Source organism: Hyphomonas sp., assembly GCF_017792385.1.
Taxonomy (GTDB): Bacteria; Pseudomonadota; Alphaproteobacteria; order Caulobacterales; family Hyphomonadaceae; genus Hyphomonas.
The window spans coordinates 52,954-69,919 of the sequence record NZ_CP051230.1; the positions used below are offsets into that span (position 1 = coordinate 52,954).

The 16,966-nt window shown below is 63.7% G+C and carries 17 protein-coding genes; 7 read left to right on the forward strand and 10 right to left on the reverse strand.

Annotation, left to right across the window (positions count from 1 at the left end):
- Positions 1-10 precede the first annotated feature (10 nt).
- From HF955_RS00225 to HF955_RS00235, 3 genes are all read left to right on the forward strand, one after another.
- The gene (locus HF955_RS00225; RefSeq protein WP_291077020.1) at positions 11-1,420 is read left to right on the forward strand and encodes an FAD-binding oxidoreductase; all 1,410 of its coding nucleotides are present in this window, start codon (positions 11-13) and stop codon (positions 1,418-1,420) included.
- A gap of 67 nt (positions 1,421-1,487) precedes the next feature.
- Positions 1,488-1,793 carry a hypothetical protein gene (locus HF955_RS00230; RefSeq protein WP_291077021.1) on the forward strand — a complete coding sequence of 102 codons (306 nt, stop codon included), beginning with the start codon at positions 1,488-1,490 and terminating at the stop codon, positions 1,791-1,793.
- 25 nt (positions 1,794-1,818) lie between these two features.
- A complete protein-coding gene (locus HF955_RS00235) occupies positions 1,819-2,460 on the forward strand; it encodes a hypothetical protein (RefSeq protein WP_291077022.1) in 642 nt (213 codons plus the stop codon).
- Between the two features lie 6 nt (positions 2,461-2,466).
- On the opposite strand, the gene mutL is transcribed toward HF955_RS00235, so the two are convergent.
- Positions 2,467-4,377: a DNA mismatch repair endonuclease MutL gene (gene mutL / locus HF955_RS00240; RefSeq protein ID WP_291077023.1), complete on the reverse strand. Its 1,911-nt coding sequence runs from the start codon at positions 4,375-4,377 to the stop codon at positions 2,467-2,469.
- Between the two features lie 151 nt (positions 4,378-4,528).
- On the opposite strand from mutL, the gene HF955_RS00245 reads away from it, so the two are divergent.
- Positions 4,529-5,068, forward strand: coding sequence for a cytochrome c family protein (locus HF955_RS00245; protein WP_291077024.1), 540 nt, complete (start codon positions 4,529-4,531; stop codon positions 5,066-5,068).
- A 10-nt stretch (positions 5,069-5,078) separates the two neighbouring features.
- Here the strand turns inward: HF955_RS00245 and HF955_RS00250 are convergent, their stop codons facing one another.
- The 7 genes from HF955_RS00250 to HF955_RS00280 form a co-directional block, all read right to left on the reverse strand.
- Complete coding sequence (locus HF955_RS00250; RefSeq protein ID WP_291077025.1) at positions 5,079-5,768, reverse strand: hypothetical protein; 690 nt, start codon at positions 5,766-5,768, stop codon at positions 5,079-5,081.
- Between the two features lie 141 nt (positions 5,769-5,909).
- Positions 5,910-6,404, reverse strand: a complete 495-nt coding sequence (locus HF955_RS00255; protein ID WP_291077026.1) for a MarR family transcriptional regulator — start codon at positions 6,402-6,404, stop codon at positions 5,910-5,912.
- Positions 6,405-6,603: 199 nt separating this feature from the next.
- Positions 6,604-7,302: a DUF805 domain-containing protein gene (locus HF955_RS00260; RefSeq protein ID WP_291077027.1), complete on the reverse strand. Its 699-nt coding sequence runs from the start codon at positions 7,300-7,302 to the stop codon at positions 6,604-6,606.
- A gap of 60 nt (positions 7,303-7,362) precedes the next feature.
- Positions 7,363-8,427 (reverse strand): enoyl-CoA hydratase/isomerase family protein, encoded by a 1,065-nt coding sequence (locus tag HF955_RS00265; RefSeq protein WP_291077028.1) that lies wholly within the window; start codon positions 8,425-8,427, stop codon positions 7,363-7,365.
- Between the two features lie 104 nt (positions 8,428-8,531).
- On the reverse strand, positions 8,532-11,036 hold the full coding sequence (locus HF955_RS00270) for a zinc-dependent metalloprotease (protein WP_291077031.1): 2,505 nt from the start codon (positions 11,034-11,036) through the stop codon (positions 8,532-8,534).
- 107 nt (positions 11,037-11,143) lie between these two features.
- Positions 11,144-11,617, reverse strand: a complete 474-nt coding sequence (locus HF955_RS00275; RefSeq protein WP_291077032.1) for a hypothetical protein — start codon at positions 11,615-11,617, stop codon at positions 11,144-11,146.
- A 148-nt stretch (positions 11,618-11,765) separates the two neighbouring features.
- A complete protein-coding gene (locus HF955_RS00280; RefSeq protein WP_291077033.1) occupies positions 11,766-12,905 on the reverse strand; it encodes an isobutyryl-CoA dehydrogenase in 1,140 nt (379 codons plus the stop codon).
- 60 nt (positions 12,906-12,965) lie between these two features.
- On the opposite strand from HF955_RS00280, the gene HF955_RS00285 reads away from it, so the two are divergent.
- The 3 genes from HF955_RS00285 to HF955_RS00295 are packed head-to-tail and all read left to right on the forward strand — an operon-like array spanning position 12,966 to position 14,964.
- Positions 12,966-13,508, forward strand: a complete 543-nt coding sequence (locus HF955_RS00285; RefSeq protein ID WP_291077034.1) for a GNAT family N-acetyltransferase — start codon at positions 12,966-12,968, stop codon at positions 13,506-13,508.
- A 30-nt stretch (positions 13,509-13,538) separates the two neighbouring features.
- On the forward strand, positions 13,539-14,537 hold the full coding sequence (gene hemB / locus HF955_RS00290) for a porphobilinogen synthase (protein WP_291077035.1): 999 nt from the start codon (positions 13,539-13,541) through the stop codon (positions 14,535-14,537).
- 25 nt (positions 14,538-14,562) lie between these two features.
- On the forward strand, positions 14,563-14,964 hold the full coding sequence (locus HF955_RS00295; protein ID WP_291077036.1) for a VOC family protein: 402 nt from the start codon (positions 14,563-14,565) through the stop codon (positions 14,962-14,964).
- Between the two features lie 30 nt (positions 14,965-14,994).
- Here the strand turns inward: HF955_RS00295 and HF955_RS00300 are convergent, their stop codons facing one another.
- Both HF955_RS00300 and HF955_RS00305 read right to left on the reverse strand, forming a co-directional pair.
- On the reverse strand, positions 14,995-15,876 hold the full coding sequence (locus HF955_RS00300) for an EamA family transporter (protein ID WP_291077037.1): 882 nt from the start codon (positions 15,874-15,876) through the stop codon (positions 14,995-14,997).
- 44 nt (positions 15,877-15,920) lie between these two features.
- On the reverse strand, positions 15,921-16,916 hold the full coding sequence (locus HF955_RS00305) for a cyclase family protein (protein ID WP_291077038.1): 996 nt from the start codon (positions 16,914-16,916) through the stop codon (positions 15,921-15,923).
- Between the last annotated feature and the right edge of the window lie 50 nt (positions 16,917-16,966).

Below are 16,966 nucleotides of genomic sequence, written 5' to 3' on the forward strand. Positions count from 1 at the left end.
GGCTTGCGCCATGACACAGCTCAGCCCGGACTTCCTCACCGCCGCCAAGGACCTGCTCGGCTCCGCCGGATGGAGCATGGATTCAGAGGACCTCGACAGGGTGACGAGCCCGTGGCGCGGCACCTACAAGGGCAACACACCCTTCCTCGCCAAGCCGGCCACGACCGAGGAGACCGCCGCGCTGGTCAGCTTGTGCAACCGGCACGGCGTCGCCATGACGCCCCAGGGCGGCAATACGGGTCTGGTCGATGCCGGCACGCCGCATGGCGAGATCTGCATCTCTCTGCAGCGCATGACGGCGATCCGCTCGGTGGATGCCTTCAACAATTCGCTGGTCATCGAGGCAGGCGCGCCGCTGGTCACCGCACAGCAGGCGGCGGACGAGGCGCGGCGGCTGTTTCCGCTCTCGCTCGGATCGGAAGGCACAGCCACGATCGGCGGCCTGATCTCTACCAATGCCGGCGGCGTGGCGGTTCTGCGCTATGGCATGATGCGGGACCTGATCCTCGGCCTTGAAGTCGTGTTGCCGACCGGGGAAGTCCTGAACGGCCTGTCCGGCCTGCGCAAGAACAATACCGGTTATGATTTGAAACACCTGTTCGCCGGCGCAGAGGGCACGCTCGGCATCATCACGGCGGCGACGCTGAAACTGTTCCCGAAGGTCCAGCGCGCCAGCGCCTGGGTGACCTGCGAAACCCCGGACGATGTCGTGAAGCTCCTGTCGCTGGTCCGGGACCATGCCGGCGACACGGTGACCAGTTTCGAAATCATTCCAGCCAATGCCATCGCCATGGTACAGGCAGATGTGCCGGGCACGCGCGATCCGCTGCCGTCGGACCTGCCTTGGCGGGTGCTGATGGAAATCTCCATGTCGCGCACGGCGCATGCCCGCGACCTGCTGGAGGATGCGCTGGCCGCTGCCTATGAGGATGGCCTGATCCGGGACGCGATCCTGGCCGAGAGCGTCGCGCAGGCGGAAAGCTTCTGGCATATTCGCGAGACGATCCCGCTGTCCAAACGCGCCTATGGCACGGCCCTGAACCAGGACATCTCCGTCCCTGTCAGCCGCATCCCGGACTTCATCGAGGCGTGCAATGCCGCTGTGCTTGAAAAATACCCGACAGCTGAATTCGTCATTTTTGGCCATGTCGGCGATGGCAATCTGCATTATTCCGTCTGCGAACCGGCGGGCGCCGAACACCCGGTCCTGAAAGGTCAGGACGAGGCCGTGTTCCGGATCATCTACGATCAGGTCATGGCGTTTGATGGCTCCATCAGCGCCGAGCATGGTGTCGGCCGTCTCAAGCGCGATGAGCTGGAACGCATCCGTCCGCCCGCGGCCACGGCCACGATGCGCGCCATCAAGCGGGCGCTTGATCCGGAAAACCTGATGAATCCGGGCCGCGTCATCAAGACTTGACCCTGCGGGGCCTTGCCTTCGGGCGGTATGACGTTAGCCTTGTCGCCAGAGTGGTGGGAGAAGAGACATGCGGACTTTCGCGCTGGGCTTCGGCCTGATGACCTTGCTTGCGGCATGCGCACCGGACTCGCCGATGGTTGGCGGTCCGTGCAGCTATGAATCCTCGATCATCACGGCCACAGTTGCCGAAGTCGAGGAAGACGGCGCGGTCTTCAACGGTCCGGAAGGTGAGTTCTGGGTCTCCGCATCCTATCTGGGCACACCGCCCAAGGTCGGCGACACACTGACCCTGCGCCTGGATCGCATTGTGGAGGGCACCTGCACACCGGAAATCTTTTCCGTCATCGATCCGGACAGCAGCGACGCCGACTGATCACCACATTGCGCAGGGCCGCGTCATGAAACCTCCCACCTCGGTCAGCACACTGTCGGACTTTGGCCGGGCCCGCCTCTCGAAATCGTTCTTCATGCGGGACTTCCTGTTTTCCGACATTGCCGCCCTGCACGGCTTTGCAAACATTCCCGGGGATCCAGATCTGGCCATCGCCGCCGGAACCCGGCTGTGTACCGAACTGCTCGAACCGCTCCAGGATGTGTTCGGCCGGGTCGCCATCCGATCGGCCTACCGGTCACCGGAAGTCAACGGCTTTGGCAACCAGATGCAGAAAGCCGGCAAGGCCGGATACAATTGCGCGTCAAACGAGAGCAACCACGCTCACCACATCTGGGACAGGCGCGACGCAGAGGGCAATATGGGCGCGACGGCCTGTATCGTCATCCCGGCTTTTCATGACGCCTTCTCCGGAGAAGGGGACTGGCAGAAGCTGGCCTGGTGGATCCACGACCATCTGCCGTATTCGACGCTGTATTTCTTCCCAAAGCTCTGGGCCGTGAACATACAATGGCGGGAAAATCCTGTCCGGCAGATCGACAGCTACACAAAGCCGAGGGGACGGCTGACTTCCCCCGGAATGCCAAACCACGCCGCATCGCATGAAGCAGACTGGGCCATCTTGCGGGACGTTTTCCCCGGCGCGTGACGCAGGTCAGCCTCGCCGCCCGAACAGGCGTTCTATGTCGGCCAGTTTCAGTTCCACATAGGTCGGCCGGCCGTGATTGCACTGGCCTGAGTGCGGCGTGGCCTCCATCTGGCGCAGCAACGCGTTCATCTCCTCGCCATTGAGGCGACGACCGGCCCGAACCGAACCGCGGCATGCCATATTGCCCATCACTTCCTCGAACCGCTCCTTCAGGGCAAGCCCGGCATCATATTCGGCAAAATCATCGGCAAGGTCGCGGATCAGTCCCATCGCATCCATTTCGCCGAACAGGGCCGGGGTCGCCCGCACGCAGATCGCACCAGCGCCAAAGGGTTCAATCTCCAAACCGAGTTCAGCCAGTTCGTCTGCACGCTCCAGCACACGGGCGGCTTCGTCTTCGGAGAGTTCCACCACGTCCGGAATCAACAGCGCCTGCCGTTTCACGCCGCCAGCCGCCATCTGCCGCTTCATGTCTTCATAGACGAGGCGCTCATGTGCGGCGTGCTGATCGACAATGACGATCCCGTCCGCCGTCTGCGCCACGACATAGGTTTCGTGCAATTGCGCGCGGGCCACGCCAAGCGGAAAGTCGCCAGGCACGCCCTGCGCGGGCGTGGCCCCGGGCTCCACACGCGCCGAGGGGGCCCCATCGTGGCGAAAGACAGGGGGCGGGGCTTCGCTCAGCCCGTGCAGGGCCGCAGCGGACGGCGGCAGGGGCTGGTCCAGATCCGGCCCGACGGGTTGGCGATAATAGGACGAGGGCGAAGCCTGGCGTTCTGGTGCCGGCGGCACGGACCAGAGATTCGGAGAAGTCGCCTCCTCGATCTTCACCTTGCCGAGGGCGTAGTTTGCTACGGTGGTGGAGGCCCGGTGCCCGGCCGCTGCTAAGGCATGGCGCAGCGCACCAATCATCAGCCCTCGCACATTCCCTGCGTCCCGGAAGCGGACTTCCGTCTTCGCCGGATGCACGTTCACATCGACATATTCCGGATCCAGATCCACGAACAGGGCGGCCAGCGGGTGACGGTCCCGCGCCAGGAAATCCTGATACGCCGCCCGGATGACACCATTCAGCATCCGGTCCTTCACCGGCCGGCCATTGACGAACAGGAACTGCATCTGCGCATTGCCGCGGTTCAGCGTCGGCAGCCCGGCAAATCCGCTGAGGCGCACGCCTTCGCGTTCCGCATCGATTTCAAGGGCGTTCTCACGGAAGTCCCGCCCCATGATTGCGCCCAGCCTTGCCAATTGCCCGGCCGCACCTTCCGCTTCGGCGGCATATCTCAGGGAGTTGCGGCCATTGTTCTCCAGCGAGATCGCCACATGCGGATTGGCCATGGCCAGCCGTTTCACCGTGTCGGTCACGGCCATCGCTTCGGCGCGTTCGCCCTTCATGAATTTCAGCCGGGCGGGCGTTGCATAGAACAGGTCCCGCACTTCGATCCGCGTTCCGGTCTCGCCGCGCCCGGTAAACGCTGCCGGGCGGGGGCCTTCCATCCGTCCGGCCTCGACAAACACTTCCGCAGCATCCTCGCCTGCGGCACGCGAGGAAATGCTGCACCGGCTGACGGAGGCAATCGACGGCAACGCTTCGCCGCGAAACCCCATCGTATGGATGTTGAGCAGATCAACCCGTCCGCCATCATCCGGGACGAGTTTTGACGTGGCGTGCCGCTCCAGAGCGACCAGCAGGTCATCGGCAGACATGCCACAACCATCATCCTCGATGATGATCCGCTTCAGGCCGCCGGCCTCGATCGATACCGAAATGCGCCGCGCCCCCGCATCAAGGGCGTTCTCGACCAGTTCCTTGACCGCCGCAGCCGGGCGTTCGACCACTTCACCGGCCGCAATCCGGTTCACGACATCGGGGGGCAGCTTGCGTATTTCGGGGCGGGATCGGACGGAATCAGCCATTCCTCCAGCATATCGCGATGCGGCGTGCTTGTCCCTGCCTGCCCGCAGGCCCGGCACGCCAGTGTACGCGGCGGCCACTTGACGCAGGCCGGTTGCCTTCCGCCCGGTTACCTCACAAAGTGCGGCCAGACCTTTCGGAGCCTGACCTGACATGAAGATGATTTCCTCCATCGCAATCGCCGCCCTTGTGGGGCTTGCTGCCTGTGGCGGCTCGGATGCCCCCGCAAATGAAACGCCTGCTGAGCCCGCTCCGGCCGCGGCCACCCCGGCCGCCACGCCCGCACCCGCGGCGCCTGCAACGGACGCCCCATCGCCCTTCGCGGCCCTGCCTGCACCCTACAACACGGCAGACTATGCGCGCGGCCGCCGGACATGGAAACTCTGCCAGTCCTGCCACCTGACCGCCGAAGGCGCCGGCAATCTGGTCGGCCCAAACCTGCATGGCCTGTTCGGTCGCGAAGCCGGTACGCTGGACGGTTTTGCCTATTCTCCGGCCCTGCAGGAAGCCGATTTCGTCTGGACCCCGGAACAGGTCGATCATTGGCTCGAAAATCCGCGCACCTTCCTGCCCGGCAACCGCATGACCTTTGCGGGCGTCCGCAAGCCTGAAGACCGGATCGCGGTTGTCGCCTATCTGATGAGCGAAACCGGATATGACGCCGCCGCGATGCCGGACACGGCGGAGGAATAGGCCTCCGGCTTCAGTGCCGGAAACTGACGGCGAGCAGCACGGCCTGCTCGTCGAACTCCCCGGCAAACTCCTGACGGTACCCCACGGCCAGATCGGCCCAGTCGAAATGATAGCCCAGCTTGGTCTCGTACTTGCTGGAATCGGCCGTGTCGCTACCGCGCTCGATCCATAACTGCTGGCCGAGGAACAGATTCTGCCAGAGATCGACGCCATAGCCGATCTCTGCCCGGTGACGGACGCACCCGTCCTCGTAGCGCACCGACACCGCGTCCGCGAAGGCATGGAAATTCCGTCCTCCGCGCAAGCCGGACAGGCCACCACTCACACGGATTTCCCCACCCCAGCTGTCACAGCCGAACACGCCGCCCACCGAATTGCCTTCCAGAAGGCCGGCCTCAACCCCGATGGCCCAGCCCTTGTGATCCACCAATTGGCGGCGCAGCGTGGCGCGCCAGGCCGTGCGGTCGAACTGGCTGCCCGCCGTTTCGTAGGCCACCGCTTCCGATTTCGCCGTCACAGACCAGCCGGGGGCCAGCCCATATTCGCCATAGAGTTCCACGCGGTTTCCGCGAATGCCTTCCAGTTCTTCCGCAGTTAGCACAGCCTGCGCATACCAGCCGCCTTCCGGCTGGGCCCACGGACCCGCCCATGCCGGGCCCGTCACGGCCATCGCCAGCAAGAAACATCCCGAACCCCTCATGGCATCGCAACCTAATCACGAAATCCAGGGTTGAAAACTCATTTCCGCTCCCGGCGTGCCGCAAAGATCGCATGTCGCACGCACGAAAAAGCCCCCACCTGACCAGGCGGGGGCTTTTGCAAGACGCGTGAAGCGTGGCTCCTAGAGACGGAAACGGATCTGGTCTGACCAGAAACGCTCAAGGCGCGAGATGGTCTTGTTAAGCTGGGACAGGTCATCCGGACGGACGCTGGCGGTCGGCTCCAGGGCACCGGCCTGCTTTTCGAACAGGGCTTCGACCCGCTTGCGGACTTTGAGGCCGCGCTCGGTCAGGCTGAGCGTGACGGTGCGCTTGTCATCCTCGGAACGCGTCTGAATGAGATAGCCGCCTTCCTGCAGTTTCTTGACGTTGTAGGACAGGCTGGTGCCGGCAAAGGCGCCGCGAGCACGCAGAACAGACGCCGGGGCCTCGCCTTCACCAATTTCATAAAGCAGCAGGGCCTGAACACCGGTCAGGGACCGTTCGCCGCCGCGCTCCAGATCGTCTTTGACAACATCGTGAAGACGACGGTGCGCCTGCTCAAGCAAAGACAAAGACTTCAGGAAGGATTCACCAAGACTATTGTTCGCAGTTTCCTGCGTTTCTGCAATCATCATACTCACCACCACTCAATTTATTTTACTCAACTTTTGTTGTAGTTTGAGTAGAAGTACAGCATCATTCCTAATGAATTGATAAGCATACCCTTTTCGGAAGACTAGAAGGTTAACAAACGGCCGAATACATTAACCGTTACTATTGCGTAACGATTTAGTGGACCGCAGCCTTTCGTGAATTCAAATATTCGATTGCAGGTCAGGCAAACGTGTCGGCCATGCTCCGGGCCCCGTATTTCGGACTCGGGCCATGCACATTCTCTTCTGGCCGGCTGTCGATGAACATGAAGACCAGCACGATCAGGCCGCCGATATAGGGGATCAGGTTCAGCAGATACATCCAGCCGGACAGGTCCTGGTCGTGGAACCGACGTACGGTGACCGCGATGCCGGGAATGATGGTGTAAAGCCACCAGAGGACCGTGAAGATCGGCAGGAAGTATCCATCGGAGTCATCCACGCCGAATACTGCCAGTGTCAGAATGGTGTCCAGTATGAGCGCAACAAAGAACGTCAGAATGTAGAACAGGATAAAGCCCCAATACTCCTGTCGGCGCGCGCGGCCATGGAACTGGAAGTAATTGGAGGACAGGCACCGGAGAAAATAGGTCCAGATGCCGTCACTCTTCACTGCCGGGATTCGGGCATAGGCCGGCGCCGCCGCAGCAGCCATGGGCGCCTGCGCCGGAGCAGCCGCTGCCGCTTGCGCCCCGCGCGGCTGAAGCAGGTAGATGTCACGCGCTTCATCGCCCATGGCCACGAAATCAACTTCATGGCCCTGCACCAGCCGGTTGTCATCGCGCACCTGCGCCTGAGAGAATTTGTAGCGTGCGCCATCATCCCCAAGAATGATGCCGAGCCCCTCGGCGGAATCCGCCTTCAAAACCTGTCCGCGCATGCCTGCTCCTGAATCGCCCCATCAAAACTGGCGGCACTATTTCAAGACAGGCAGCGGGGCTCAATCCCCAAAGGTCAATTCATCGGCCCCAAGCTGCTCGAAATATGCCGCGACATCTGCCTCGCTGACCTCCTCCAGCGTCGCGGGCTGCCATTTCGGGTCATTGTCCTTGTCGATGATCACGGCGCGCACGCCTTCGAGGAAGTCATGGCTCTGCACCTTGCGCCAGCCAATGCGGTACTCCATCCGCATATTGTCCTCGAAGGTTTCCATCTTTGCGCCTTCACGCACCTGGCGCAGCGCCACCTTCACCGTCTCCGGCGACTTGGTGCGAAGGGTAGCCGCCTGCTCCACGGCCCAGTCATCGCCGGAAGCCTCCAATGCCGCGACAATCTCCTCGGCCGTCTCCCGGGCAAAGCACGCATCGATCACCTCGCGATGAGCCTCGAAACTGCCCGGCGGGACAGCATGGGTCAGACCCCGCAGGATCTCGTTCAGCATCTCGGCCGCGCCAACGGAGAAGTCGGCACTTTCCACCTGCTTCTTCAAATTCGGGATCAGTTCGGACGGCAGATAATGGGTCGCCACGCGCGCAGCCGCCACGTCCACACCCTTCAGGCGCGCACCGGTCAGGGCGAGCCAGGTACCAAGTTCGCCGGACAGTCGCGGCAGGAACCAGCCACCGCCGACATCCGGGAACAGGCCGATCCCGGTTTCCGGCATGGCGAACAGGGTGCGCTCAGTCGCAACGCGATGGGAGCCGTGCACCGACAAGCCGACCCCGCCGCCCATCGTCACACCGTCCATGATGGCCAGCACCGGCTTGGGAAAAGTCTTCAGCGCGGCATTCATGCGGTATTCGACACGGAAGAAGGCCCGCGCCTCGCCGGCATCGCCTGCGCCACTTTCGGCCAGCATGCGAATGTCCCCCCCGGCACAGAACCCCCGCGTGCCGTCCTCATGATCAATCATGACCAGGTAGACGGTGGGATCCTCGGCCCAACGCTCCAGCGCCGCCAGAATCGTGTCGCACATCGGCGCATTCAGCGCGTGCAGCGCCTTCGGACGGGTCAGCGTGATGCGGCCCACACCGCGATGGACCTCGACCGATACCTCATTCGACATGTTCTATCCCTTTGTCTCCGCCGGCCCGGGCCGGTCTCACTTTTACGGCCATACCCCTACAGGGGTCGCAGTCGGGATCAAGCCCGCAGCGCAAGGGAGAACACCTAGCGCGATAGCCAATCCGTATCGCAATGCCAGCACGCTTCCGCGCTGCCCGCCCCGATCGGGCTGCCGGGCGGAATGTCGATCGCGCTGGAAGACGGTGGCGCGGCCGGTGATGGTCGGTCGAGATGCGCCCCTATGCGCCGGGCCAGCTCCATGCGCACCGCTGCGTCGCTGTCCGGCATGCGGCGTTGCCGCTTCGACAGACGTCCCTCCAATCCCGCCAGATAGGCATTGGTCTGCATCACCACTTCCGGCGTCGCCTGCCCGTTCCCGGACAAATCGATCAGGGTGGAGACATAACGCACCTGTTCCCGGTGCAGGATCCCGGCCTGGCGCGGGCTGGAGACCGTGCGGAACACCGCGCCCTCCAATGCCTGAAGCACGTCATCATAGCCCAGCGCAGAGGTGTCCCGCCGCCGGGTCTCGATCAGTCGCGCCACACGCTGCGGATGCAGCACCGCGCTCAGCGTCATGGAGGCGGCTGTATCCGCTGCGGCCAGCAAATCGAACATCGCGCCGGTCTCGCCGGGGAAATATTCCGCACCGGCATTTGCCCCGCGAAACGACACCATGGGCGGGGTCAGCAGGTTCAGCGTGTCATCCGGCAGGTCCAGAGCCGCCGGGTCCAGGGTTGCCACCAGCGCATCCAGTGCCGCCTTCTGTCGCGCCGCAGGAACCGCCGTCCCGGCCAGATCGGCTTCGCCCGTCTCGGCATAATGGAAATCATAACCGCCAATCATCTTGGCTGCGGCATTCACCTGATAACGGTGATACAGATAGATCGGCACGATCACCGCCCGCAGGCCCGAACTCGGCTGACCCGTCCGCAACACATCTGCGCCGAACCGGTCCAGCGCCACCTGTCGCACCTGCATTACTTCCGTCAGCGCAGCCACGGGATCGGCGCCATTGTCCCAGACGCTGGCATGCGGGTGCGCCGTCCCCACGCCGCGCCCCTGCGGATCATCGATAAAACGCAGCCCGCCGGCCCGCGCCGATTCCAGCAGCGCATCTCCCGCAGCATCCTCATCCGTCCCGTCCGGATACTGGCGGTACAGCCACATCGTGGCCACCTTGTCCCACTCGCCGATGCCGGTGTCATAGGCAGCGGAGAAATCGAGATCGCCCGCCTGCCCGATCCGCACCCAGGGCGCCGGATAGTCCATCACCGACGCCCGGTCATTCGATGAGGCCGCAAAATTGTGCGCAAAGCCCAGCGTGTGACCGACCTCATGCGCCGACAGCTGGCGGATGCGTGACAGGGCAATCTCGACGGGGTCGTCTGCCGCACCGGTGCCGGTCTTCGAGGCACCGGCAAGCCCTTCGAAAATCATCCGGTCCTGACGCACGCGCTGGCTGCCCAGAATGACATTCGCCTTCAGCATTTCACCCGTACGCGGATCGGTCAGGCCGCCGCCATAGGACCAGCCCCGGGTCTGGCGGTGCACCCACTGGATCACATTGTAGCGCACATCCAGCGGGTGCGCGCCTTCGGGCAGGACTTCCACACGGTAGGAGTCCGGAAAGCCTGCCGCCTCGAATGCTTCGGCCCACCAGGATGCGCCTTCGATCAGCGCATTGCGAATTTCCTCCGGCGCGCCGGAATCCACATAGAAGACGATTGGCTCCTTCGCCGGGCTGCTGTCTGCGCTCGGGTCCTGCTTTTCCAGCCGGAACCGGCGCGCATAGGCCTGGCCGACCTGCCCCGTCAGAGGCGCCGAGAAATCATAGAAGCCGACATCAATGGCGCCGCTGCGCGGATCAAACCGGCGCGGTGTGTAGCCATCATCCGGCAGGCGCACGAGCGAAGTGTGCTGCACCAGCGTCACTGAACGCGCATCGGCCGCCGTGGCCCAGACCTCTGATTTCGGCTCGTCACTGGTCAGCGTCAGGAAGGCATCGAGTTCCACATTGTCCGGAAAGGCCAGTGCCGCGTCCACATCCGGCATGGACAAATCCTTCGACACCTGGAAGGTCCCGCCATCGGGATGCTGTTTCAGCGCCGCCCGCACATCCATTGTGTCACGGGTCAGGTAGGAGGACAGGTCCACGAGGATCTCCCCCTCCGGCCCGGTGCCCAGGATTTCACCCGACCAGACGAAGCTGCGCGCAAAGGAATCCCTCACCGCCTTGCGCTCCAGCGGATTGTCGGCGCTCGCGCGATAGGTCCAGTTCTCGATTTCCGCGATGACCCTGTCGCCCACCTGACGGAAGGCAACGATCTCGCCGGCATTGGCCCGCCCCCGGTCCAGGCCGATGGGATTGGAGCCCAGCCCGGCCGTCAGCCCCGTCGCCTGAATGGCGCGTAGGGCAACGCCGTCCTCATCCGGGGCGGGCAGCGCAACCAGGATGCGCCCGCCTTCACCATCCAGATAGAGGTCGACAAAGCCGTCCTTGTGGACCAGCGCCTCGGTTTCCTCGGTCCAGTCACCTGTCTGCGCCCACGCAACAGGCACAAGCAGCGCCGCCACCAGCGCTCCTGCCAAATTTTTCAATCCCCGCACGCGGCACCTCTTCCGATCAGCTGACATCCGGGCGCAGGCTGCCGCAGATCGCAGGGCGGTTCAATCGGTTTCCGGTTCGGCCAGCCTAGCCTGCGCAGCCTGCCGGCTCAGCCATCACAGGTCTGCGTGTCGCGCATGATGCCAACCTTGGTCACCTTGCCACTCTTGTTGTTGACGCCGAAATAGATGTCGCTGTAATCATACAGCGTCTCATCGCCCTTGGTGACGACGCATTTCGGCTTGCCATAGGCCCCGCGTGCCAGGATCTGTTCCGCCCCGGCGCCAACGCCGATATCGGTGCGATAGCGCGGATCGCGGGCAATGATCCAGTAGACCTTTTCGTCTGCCGCAATGACAAGGCCGTCATACGTATAGGTCGTCGCGCGTGTGCCCTCGATGGGCGTGGTGTGCAGGGGCGTCCCCTTGACGGCGAACAGCTCGATCAGGCTCATGCCCAGCTCGACCTCACCGACGCGCTCCCCCCGCACGATCTGATTGTCCCGCAAATCCGGCGGCGCACTGGCGCACGCGCCCAGCACGGCTAATCCCGCCATGAATGACAGCTTACGGACCGTCTGCATCGCGGGCCCTCCTGTTCCTGAACTCTACCAGGCTCCAACAACAGCGCAGCCACCGCGTCTTGTCCAGACACGGACGGCACCGAATCCCGGCCCACACACCCAAAAACGCTATAAATATCGGTAATGTTCAGGCGGGCGCGCCGCGCCGTCAGTCCTTCAGCATGTCCCGCGAGATGATGACGCGCATGATTTCGTTGGTGCCTTCCAGGATCTGGTGCACGCGCAGATCCCGCACAATGCGCTCCACGCCATAGTCGGCGAGATAGCCATAGCCGCCATGAATCTGCAGCGCATCATTGGCCACCTTGAAGGCCGTGTCCGTCACGAACCGCTTCGCCATGGCGCACCAGCGCGTGGCATCCGGCGCCTTGCCGTCCAGCCGCCCGGCGGCCTCATACAGCATCACCCGAGCCGCCTGCAGCTCTGTTTCCATGTCGGCCAGCTTGAAGGCCGTGTTCTGGAATGTGGCGATCGCCTTGCCGAATTGTTCGCGCTCCTTGGCATAGGCCACCGCCTTGTCCAGCGCCAGCTGCGCGCCGCCAAGCGCACAGGCGGCAATGTTCAGCCGTCCGCCATCCAGCCCCGCCATCGCGAAGCGGAAGCCATGGCCTTCCTCGCCGATCCGGTTTGCTGCCGGCACACGCACGCCATCGAGGATGACCTGCCGGGTCGGCTGGCTCTTCCAGCCCATCTTGCGCTCGTTCGCGCCGAAGCTGAGGCCCGGCGTGTCCTTCTCGATGATGAAGGTGGAGACGCCCTTGGCCCCGTCATCCGATGTGCGCGCCATCAGCACATAGATGTCGGACGTTCCGGCGCCCGAGATGAATTGCTTCGTGCCGCTGATGACATAGTCGTCGCCATCGCGCACGGCCCGCGTCTTCAGGCTCGCCGCATCCGATCCCGCACCCGGCTCGGTCAGGCAATAGGACGCGATCAGCTCCATCGAGGTCAGCCGCGGCAGCCAGGCCGCGCGCTGTTCGTCAGAGCCGAACGTGTCGATCATCCAGCTCGCCATGTTGTGGATCGAGATGAAGGCCGCGGTCGATACATCGCCATAGGAAAGCTGTTCGAAGATCAGCGCCGCATCGGTCCGGGTCAGCGCGCTGCCGCCCACATCATCGCGCACATAGATGCCGGCAAAGCCCAGTTCTGCGGCCTGTTTGATGACATCAACCGGGAAATGGCTGTCGCGGTCCCAGGCCTCGGAATGGGGCATCAATTGATCTTCCGCGAATTTGCGGGCCATGTCCCGGATCATCACCTGTTCGTCGGAAAACAAAGCACTCATTGTTAATGTCCCGCTTTTTCGCTTAAGAAGTTTCAAACGGAATTGATTGGGCAACGCCGAATGTCAATGCAACAGGCCAGCACAGCTTATGGAATAGACGGGGCGACCGCTTCCGATCTTGCGACGCTGATCGAGGTGGATCGCGCCGCCAGCACGCTGTTTGCGCCGACAGGCCTCCTGTCGGAAGAGGCGCTGGCAGACCATGTGCCGCTGGACGTCCTCGCCCATGCCGCCGGCACCGGGGACCTGTTCACTGCCCGCGCCGGCAGCGGCATTCCGGTCGGCTTCGCGCTGGTCTCGCTACGCGGCGGCACACTCTATCTCGACCAGATCAGCGTCCATCCCGATCATGGCCGCCAGGGGCTGGGCGCGGCCCTGCTGGGCCGGGTGGTTGACGAGGCCAGGACCCGGAAACTGCGCCGGGTCACCCTGTCCACCTTCCGCGACCTGCCCTGGAACGGCCCCTTCTATGCCCGCCATGGCTTTCGCGAGATCAAGCGCAGCGACATGGCCGACTGGATGCTGGACCTGGAACGCATCCAGGCCGAGGATCTGGACATCTCGAAACGCTGTTTCATGGTGCGTAAACTTGGCTGGTTGTAGCCAGCGCCATTTTCGACCATTGAGGCAGCCATGACCCAGTTTCCCCAAGCCTTCCCGGCCACCCGCATGCGCCGCCTGCGCCAGGCGCCCTGGATCCGCTCGCTCGCGGGCGAGAACGTCCTCACCCCCTCAGACCTGATCTGGGCCGTCTTCGTGCATGAGGGCGAGGATCGCTTGCCCGTCGGTTCCCTACCCGGCATTGACCGGCTCAGCGTCAAGGATGCCGCAAAGGCGGCCGTGCGGGCGCGGGAACTCGGCATCCCGGCGATCGCGCTGTTTCCCTATATCGGCCCCGACGGCAAGGACGAGACCGGCTCCGGCGCGCTCGACCCGGACGGGCTCGTCCCCCGCGCGCTCAAGGCCATGAAGGATGCCGCGCCGGAAGTCGGCCTGATCACCGATGTCGCGCTCGACGCCTATACAAGCCACGGCCATGACGGCCTGCTGGACGCCGACGGCACCATCCCGAATGATGCGACCACGGAAAAACTGGTCCGGCAGGCTCTGGTCCATGTCGGCGCGGGCGCGGATGTCGTCGCGCCCTCAGATATGATGGATGGCCGCATCGGCGCGATCCGTACCGCGTTCGAGGACGAAGGCTTCACCAACCAGATGATCCTCGCCTACGCTGCCAAATATGCCAGCGGCTTCTACGGCCCCTATCGCGATGCTATCGGCTCGGCGGCGGCGCTGAAGGGCGACAAGAAGACCTATCAGCAGGATCCCGCCAATTCGGACGAGGCCCTGCGGGAGGTGGCGCTCGACCTGGCCGAGGGCGCCGACATGGTCATGGTCAAGCCCGGCCTTCCGTATCTGGACATTGTCCAGCGCGTCTCCTCCACCTTCGGTGTGCCGACCATCGCCTACCAGGTCTCCGGCGAATACGCCCAGATCAAGGCCGCCGCCCGGAATGGCTGGATCGACGGCGACCGCGTGATGATGGAGTCGCTCATCTGCTTCAAACGCGCCGGCGCCAGTGGCGTGATCACCTACTTCGCGGAAGAGGCTGCGGAGACTTTGAACGGGTAAGCCAGCATGGCGCGGAGTAGACACCATGAAAGTGAACGCACTCGACCATATCAACATTGTCACCGATGACTTGGCTGGCACGGTCCGGTTCTTCGTCGACATTTTCGGACTGGACGTCCGCGACGCGCCGCCACCTCTGCCGCCCGAACAATTCCAATGGCTCTATGATGAGAGCAACCGCGCCATTTTCCATATCGTGTCAAAAGCCGCGAAACAGGCCTATCCGCGCGAGACGCCTATAGGTGGTCTGACCGGCGCCATCCACCACGTCGCCCTCTCATGCAGCGGATACGAAACCTTCACTGAGAAGCTCCAGGCCCACAACATCGAATACCGTACAAACACCGTCGCCTCGGCCAATCTCCGTCAGATATTCTTCACCGAACCGAATGGTGTTCTGCTGGAGCTGAATTTCAGACAGGATTAGCCGACACGAAGTGTTACCTGCTGCCACCCGCTACCCCGCCAGCCGCAGGCGCGGCGGCCGTACCGGCACTGTGGCGGCGCGCTGGCTGATGAGGACCGAGGCGAGGATAATGCCGGTGGCGGCAACCTGCCCGGGGCTGAGGGCCTGACCGAGAAACACCCAGCCCAGCAGCACGGCGGACACGGGGCTGAGAAAGCCCAGCGTCGAGATAGCCGACGGCGCGATCCGGTCCACACCGCGAAACCAGACCGCATAGGTCAACGCAGCCCCGATCAGGCCGAGATAGGCCATGCCGCCCCAATTCCGCATCGTGAAGACCGGCACATCCGGCTCGACCACCAGCGCCACTGGCACCAGCAACAGACCACCCGCCGTCAACTGCCAGGCCGTGAAGGTCAGCAGCGGCACCGGCGGGCGCCAGCGACGGCTGAGCACGGTTCCACCGGCCATCGCCAGCGCTGCGCCGATCCCGGCCGCGATGCCGACCGGATCCAGCGCCGCCGTCGGCGTCAGCAGGAGCAGCGCCACGCCGCCCATGCCCAGCACCGCCGCAAACACGGCCAGGAAGCGGACCGGAATGCCCAGCACCAGGCGAGACAGGAACACGACGGCCAGCGCCTGCACCGCCCCGACCGTGGCCGCAACGCCGCCCGGCAGGCGATAGGCCGATACGAACAGCAGCGCCCAGAAGATCGCGAAGTTCAGCGCCCCCAGAACCAGGATCCGTCCGAGCCAGTCCCGCCCCGGCAACTGGCGTACCAGCGCCAAGAGTAGAAGACCTGCCGGCAAGGCCCGCAGCGCGGCAATCGTCAGCGGTATATCCGGCGGCAGGAATTCGGTCGTGACAATATAGGTGCTGCCCCAGACAATGGGCGCAGTTGCAGTCAGAAGGAGATCGGATTTCGTCGGCATGATGACTTTCCTCGGGAATGATCCGGCGCGCGGCAGCGGCCCGTTCAGTGGTCCCCGGTCAGGGGAAAGGCGATGGGGCGCATCGGGGCGGCATCCGCGCCGCGCAGCTTGAGCGATCCACCGATAAAGGCGAATTCGAACACCTGGTCATTGGCCAGGTCTTCCAGGAAAACGAGTTCCATGATCGGCACCCCCATCTGCGCAAGGAGATAGGTGTGCAACGGCACATAATTGGTCTCGATCTCGGACGGGAACGCCTCGAAGCTGAGATTGTCCGCCCCAAGGATCATCGCGCCGCCCTCCTCGACAAGGAATTTCGCAGCCTCCAGGCCAAGGCCCGGCGGGTTGGCCATGTAGCGGTGGGTCTCTTCATAAACCTGCATCCGACCGGTCCGGATCAGAACGACATCTCCGCTGCGAAGATCCGTACCCTGCCGGTCAAGCGCAGCCTCGATGTCGGCCCGCGTGATACGGTAACCATCCGGCAGCATGTCGAGGCCTTTTGCGGCGGCCACATCCACCAGCACGCCGCGCGCCACGACCGGCGGGATCGTCTCGGCGCCGGTCTTCGTCCATCCCCGGTCGCCCAGATGTTCCTCGGCGCGGAAGCCATTATAGATTTGTCCGCCAATGCCGAAATGGTTGAACGCATCGATATGCGTGCCGGTATGGGTGTACATGGAAATGGCCGAGCCGGTGTAACCGACATGGGCGTTCATCTCTGGGCCCACGCCCATCGGATCGTCGATCTCCGTGCCGTGCGGCGTGTGGGTCATCCAGATCTGGTAGTGCGGATCCCCGGCCGCCTGCCAGCTGGGCATGCCGACAAAATAGTCCACCGACAGGTCATAGACGCGTTCGGCCGACACGCGGGACATGATCTCCGCGCGCGAGGCCGGTGTGATCAGGTTCAGGCGGCCGCGTTCATCCTCCGCGCCCCAGGGGCTCTCGCCGACCCGGTCCTGTGCCACGGCTGCGCCAGCCAGCGCGGGCGCGGCCAGCAGGGCGGCCAGGATGTGTGTGATGGTCCGGAATGTCATGTCAGGCTCCTTCGGCTTCGTCTGGCCGGAAGTTGGAGCTTTTCACCACA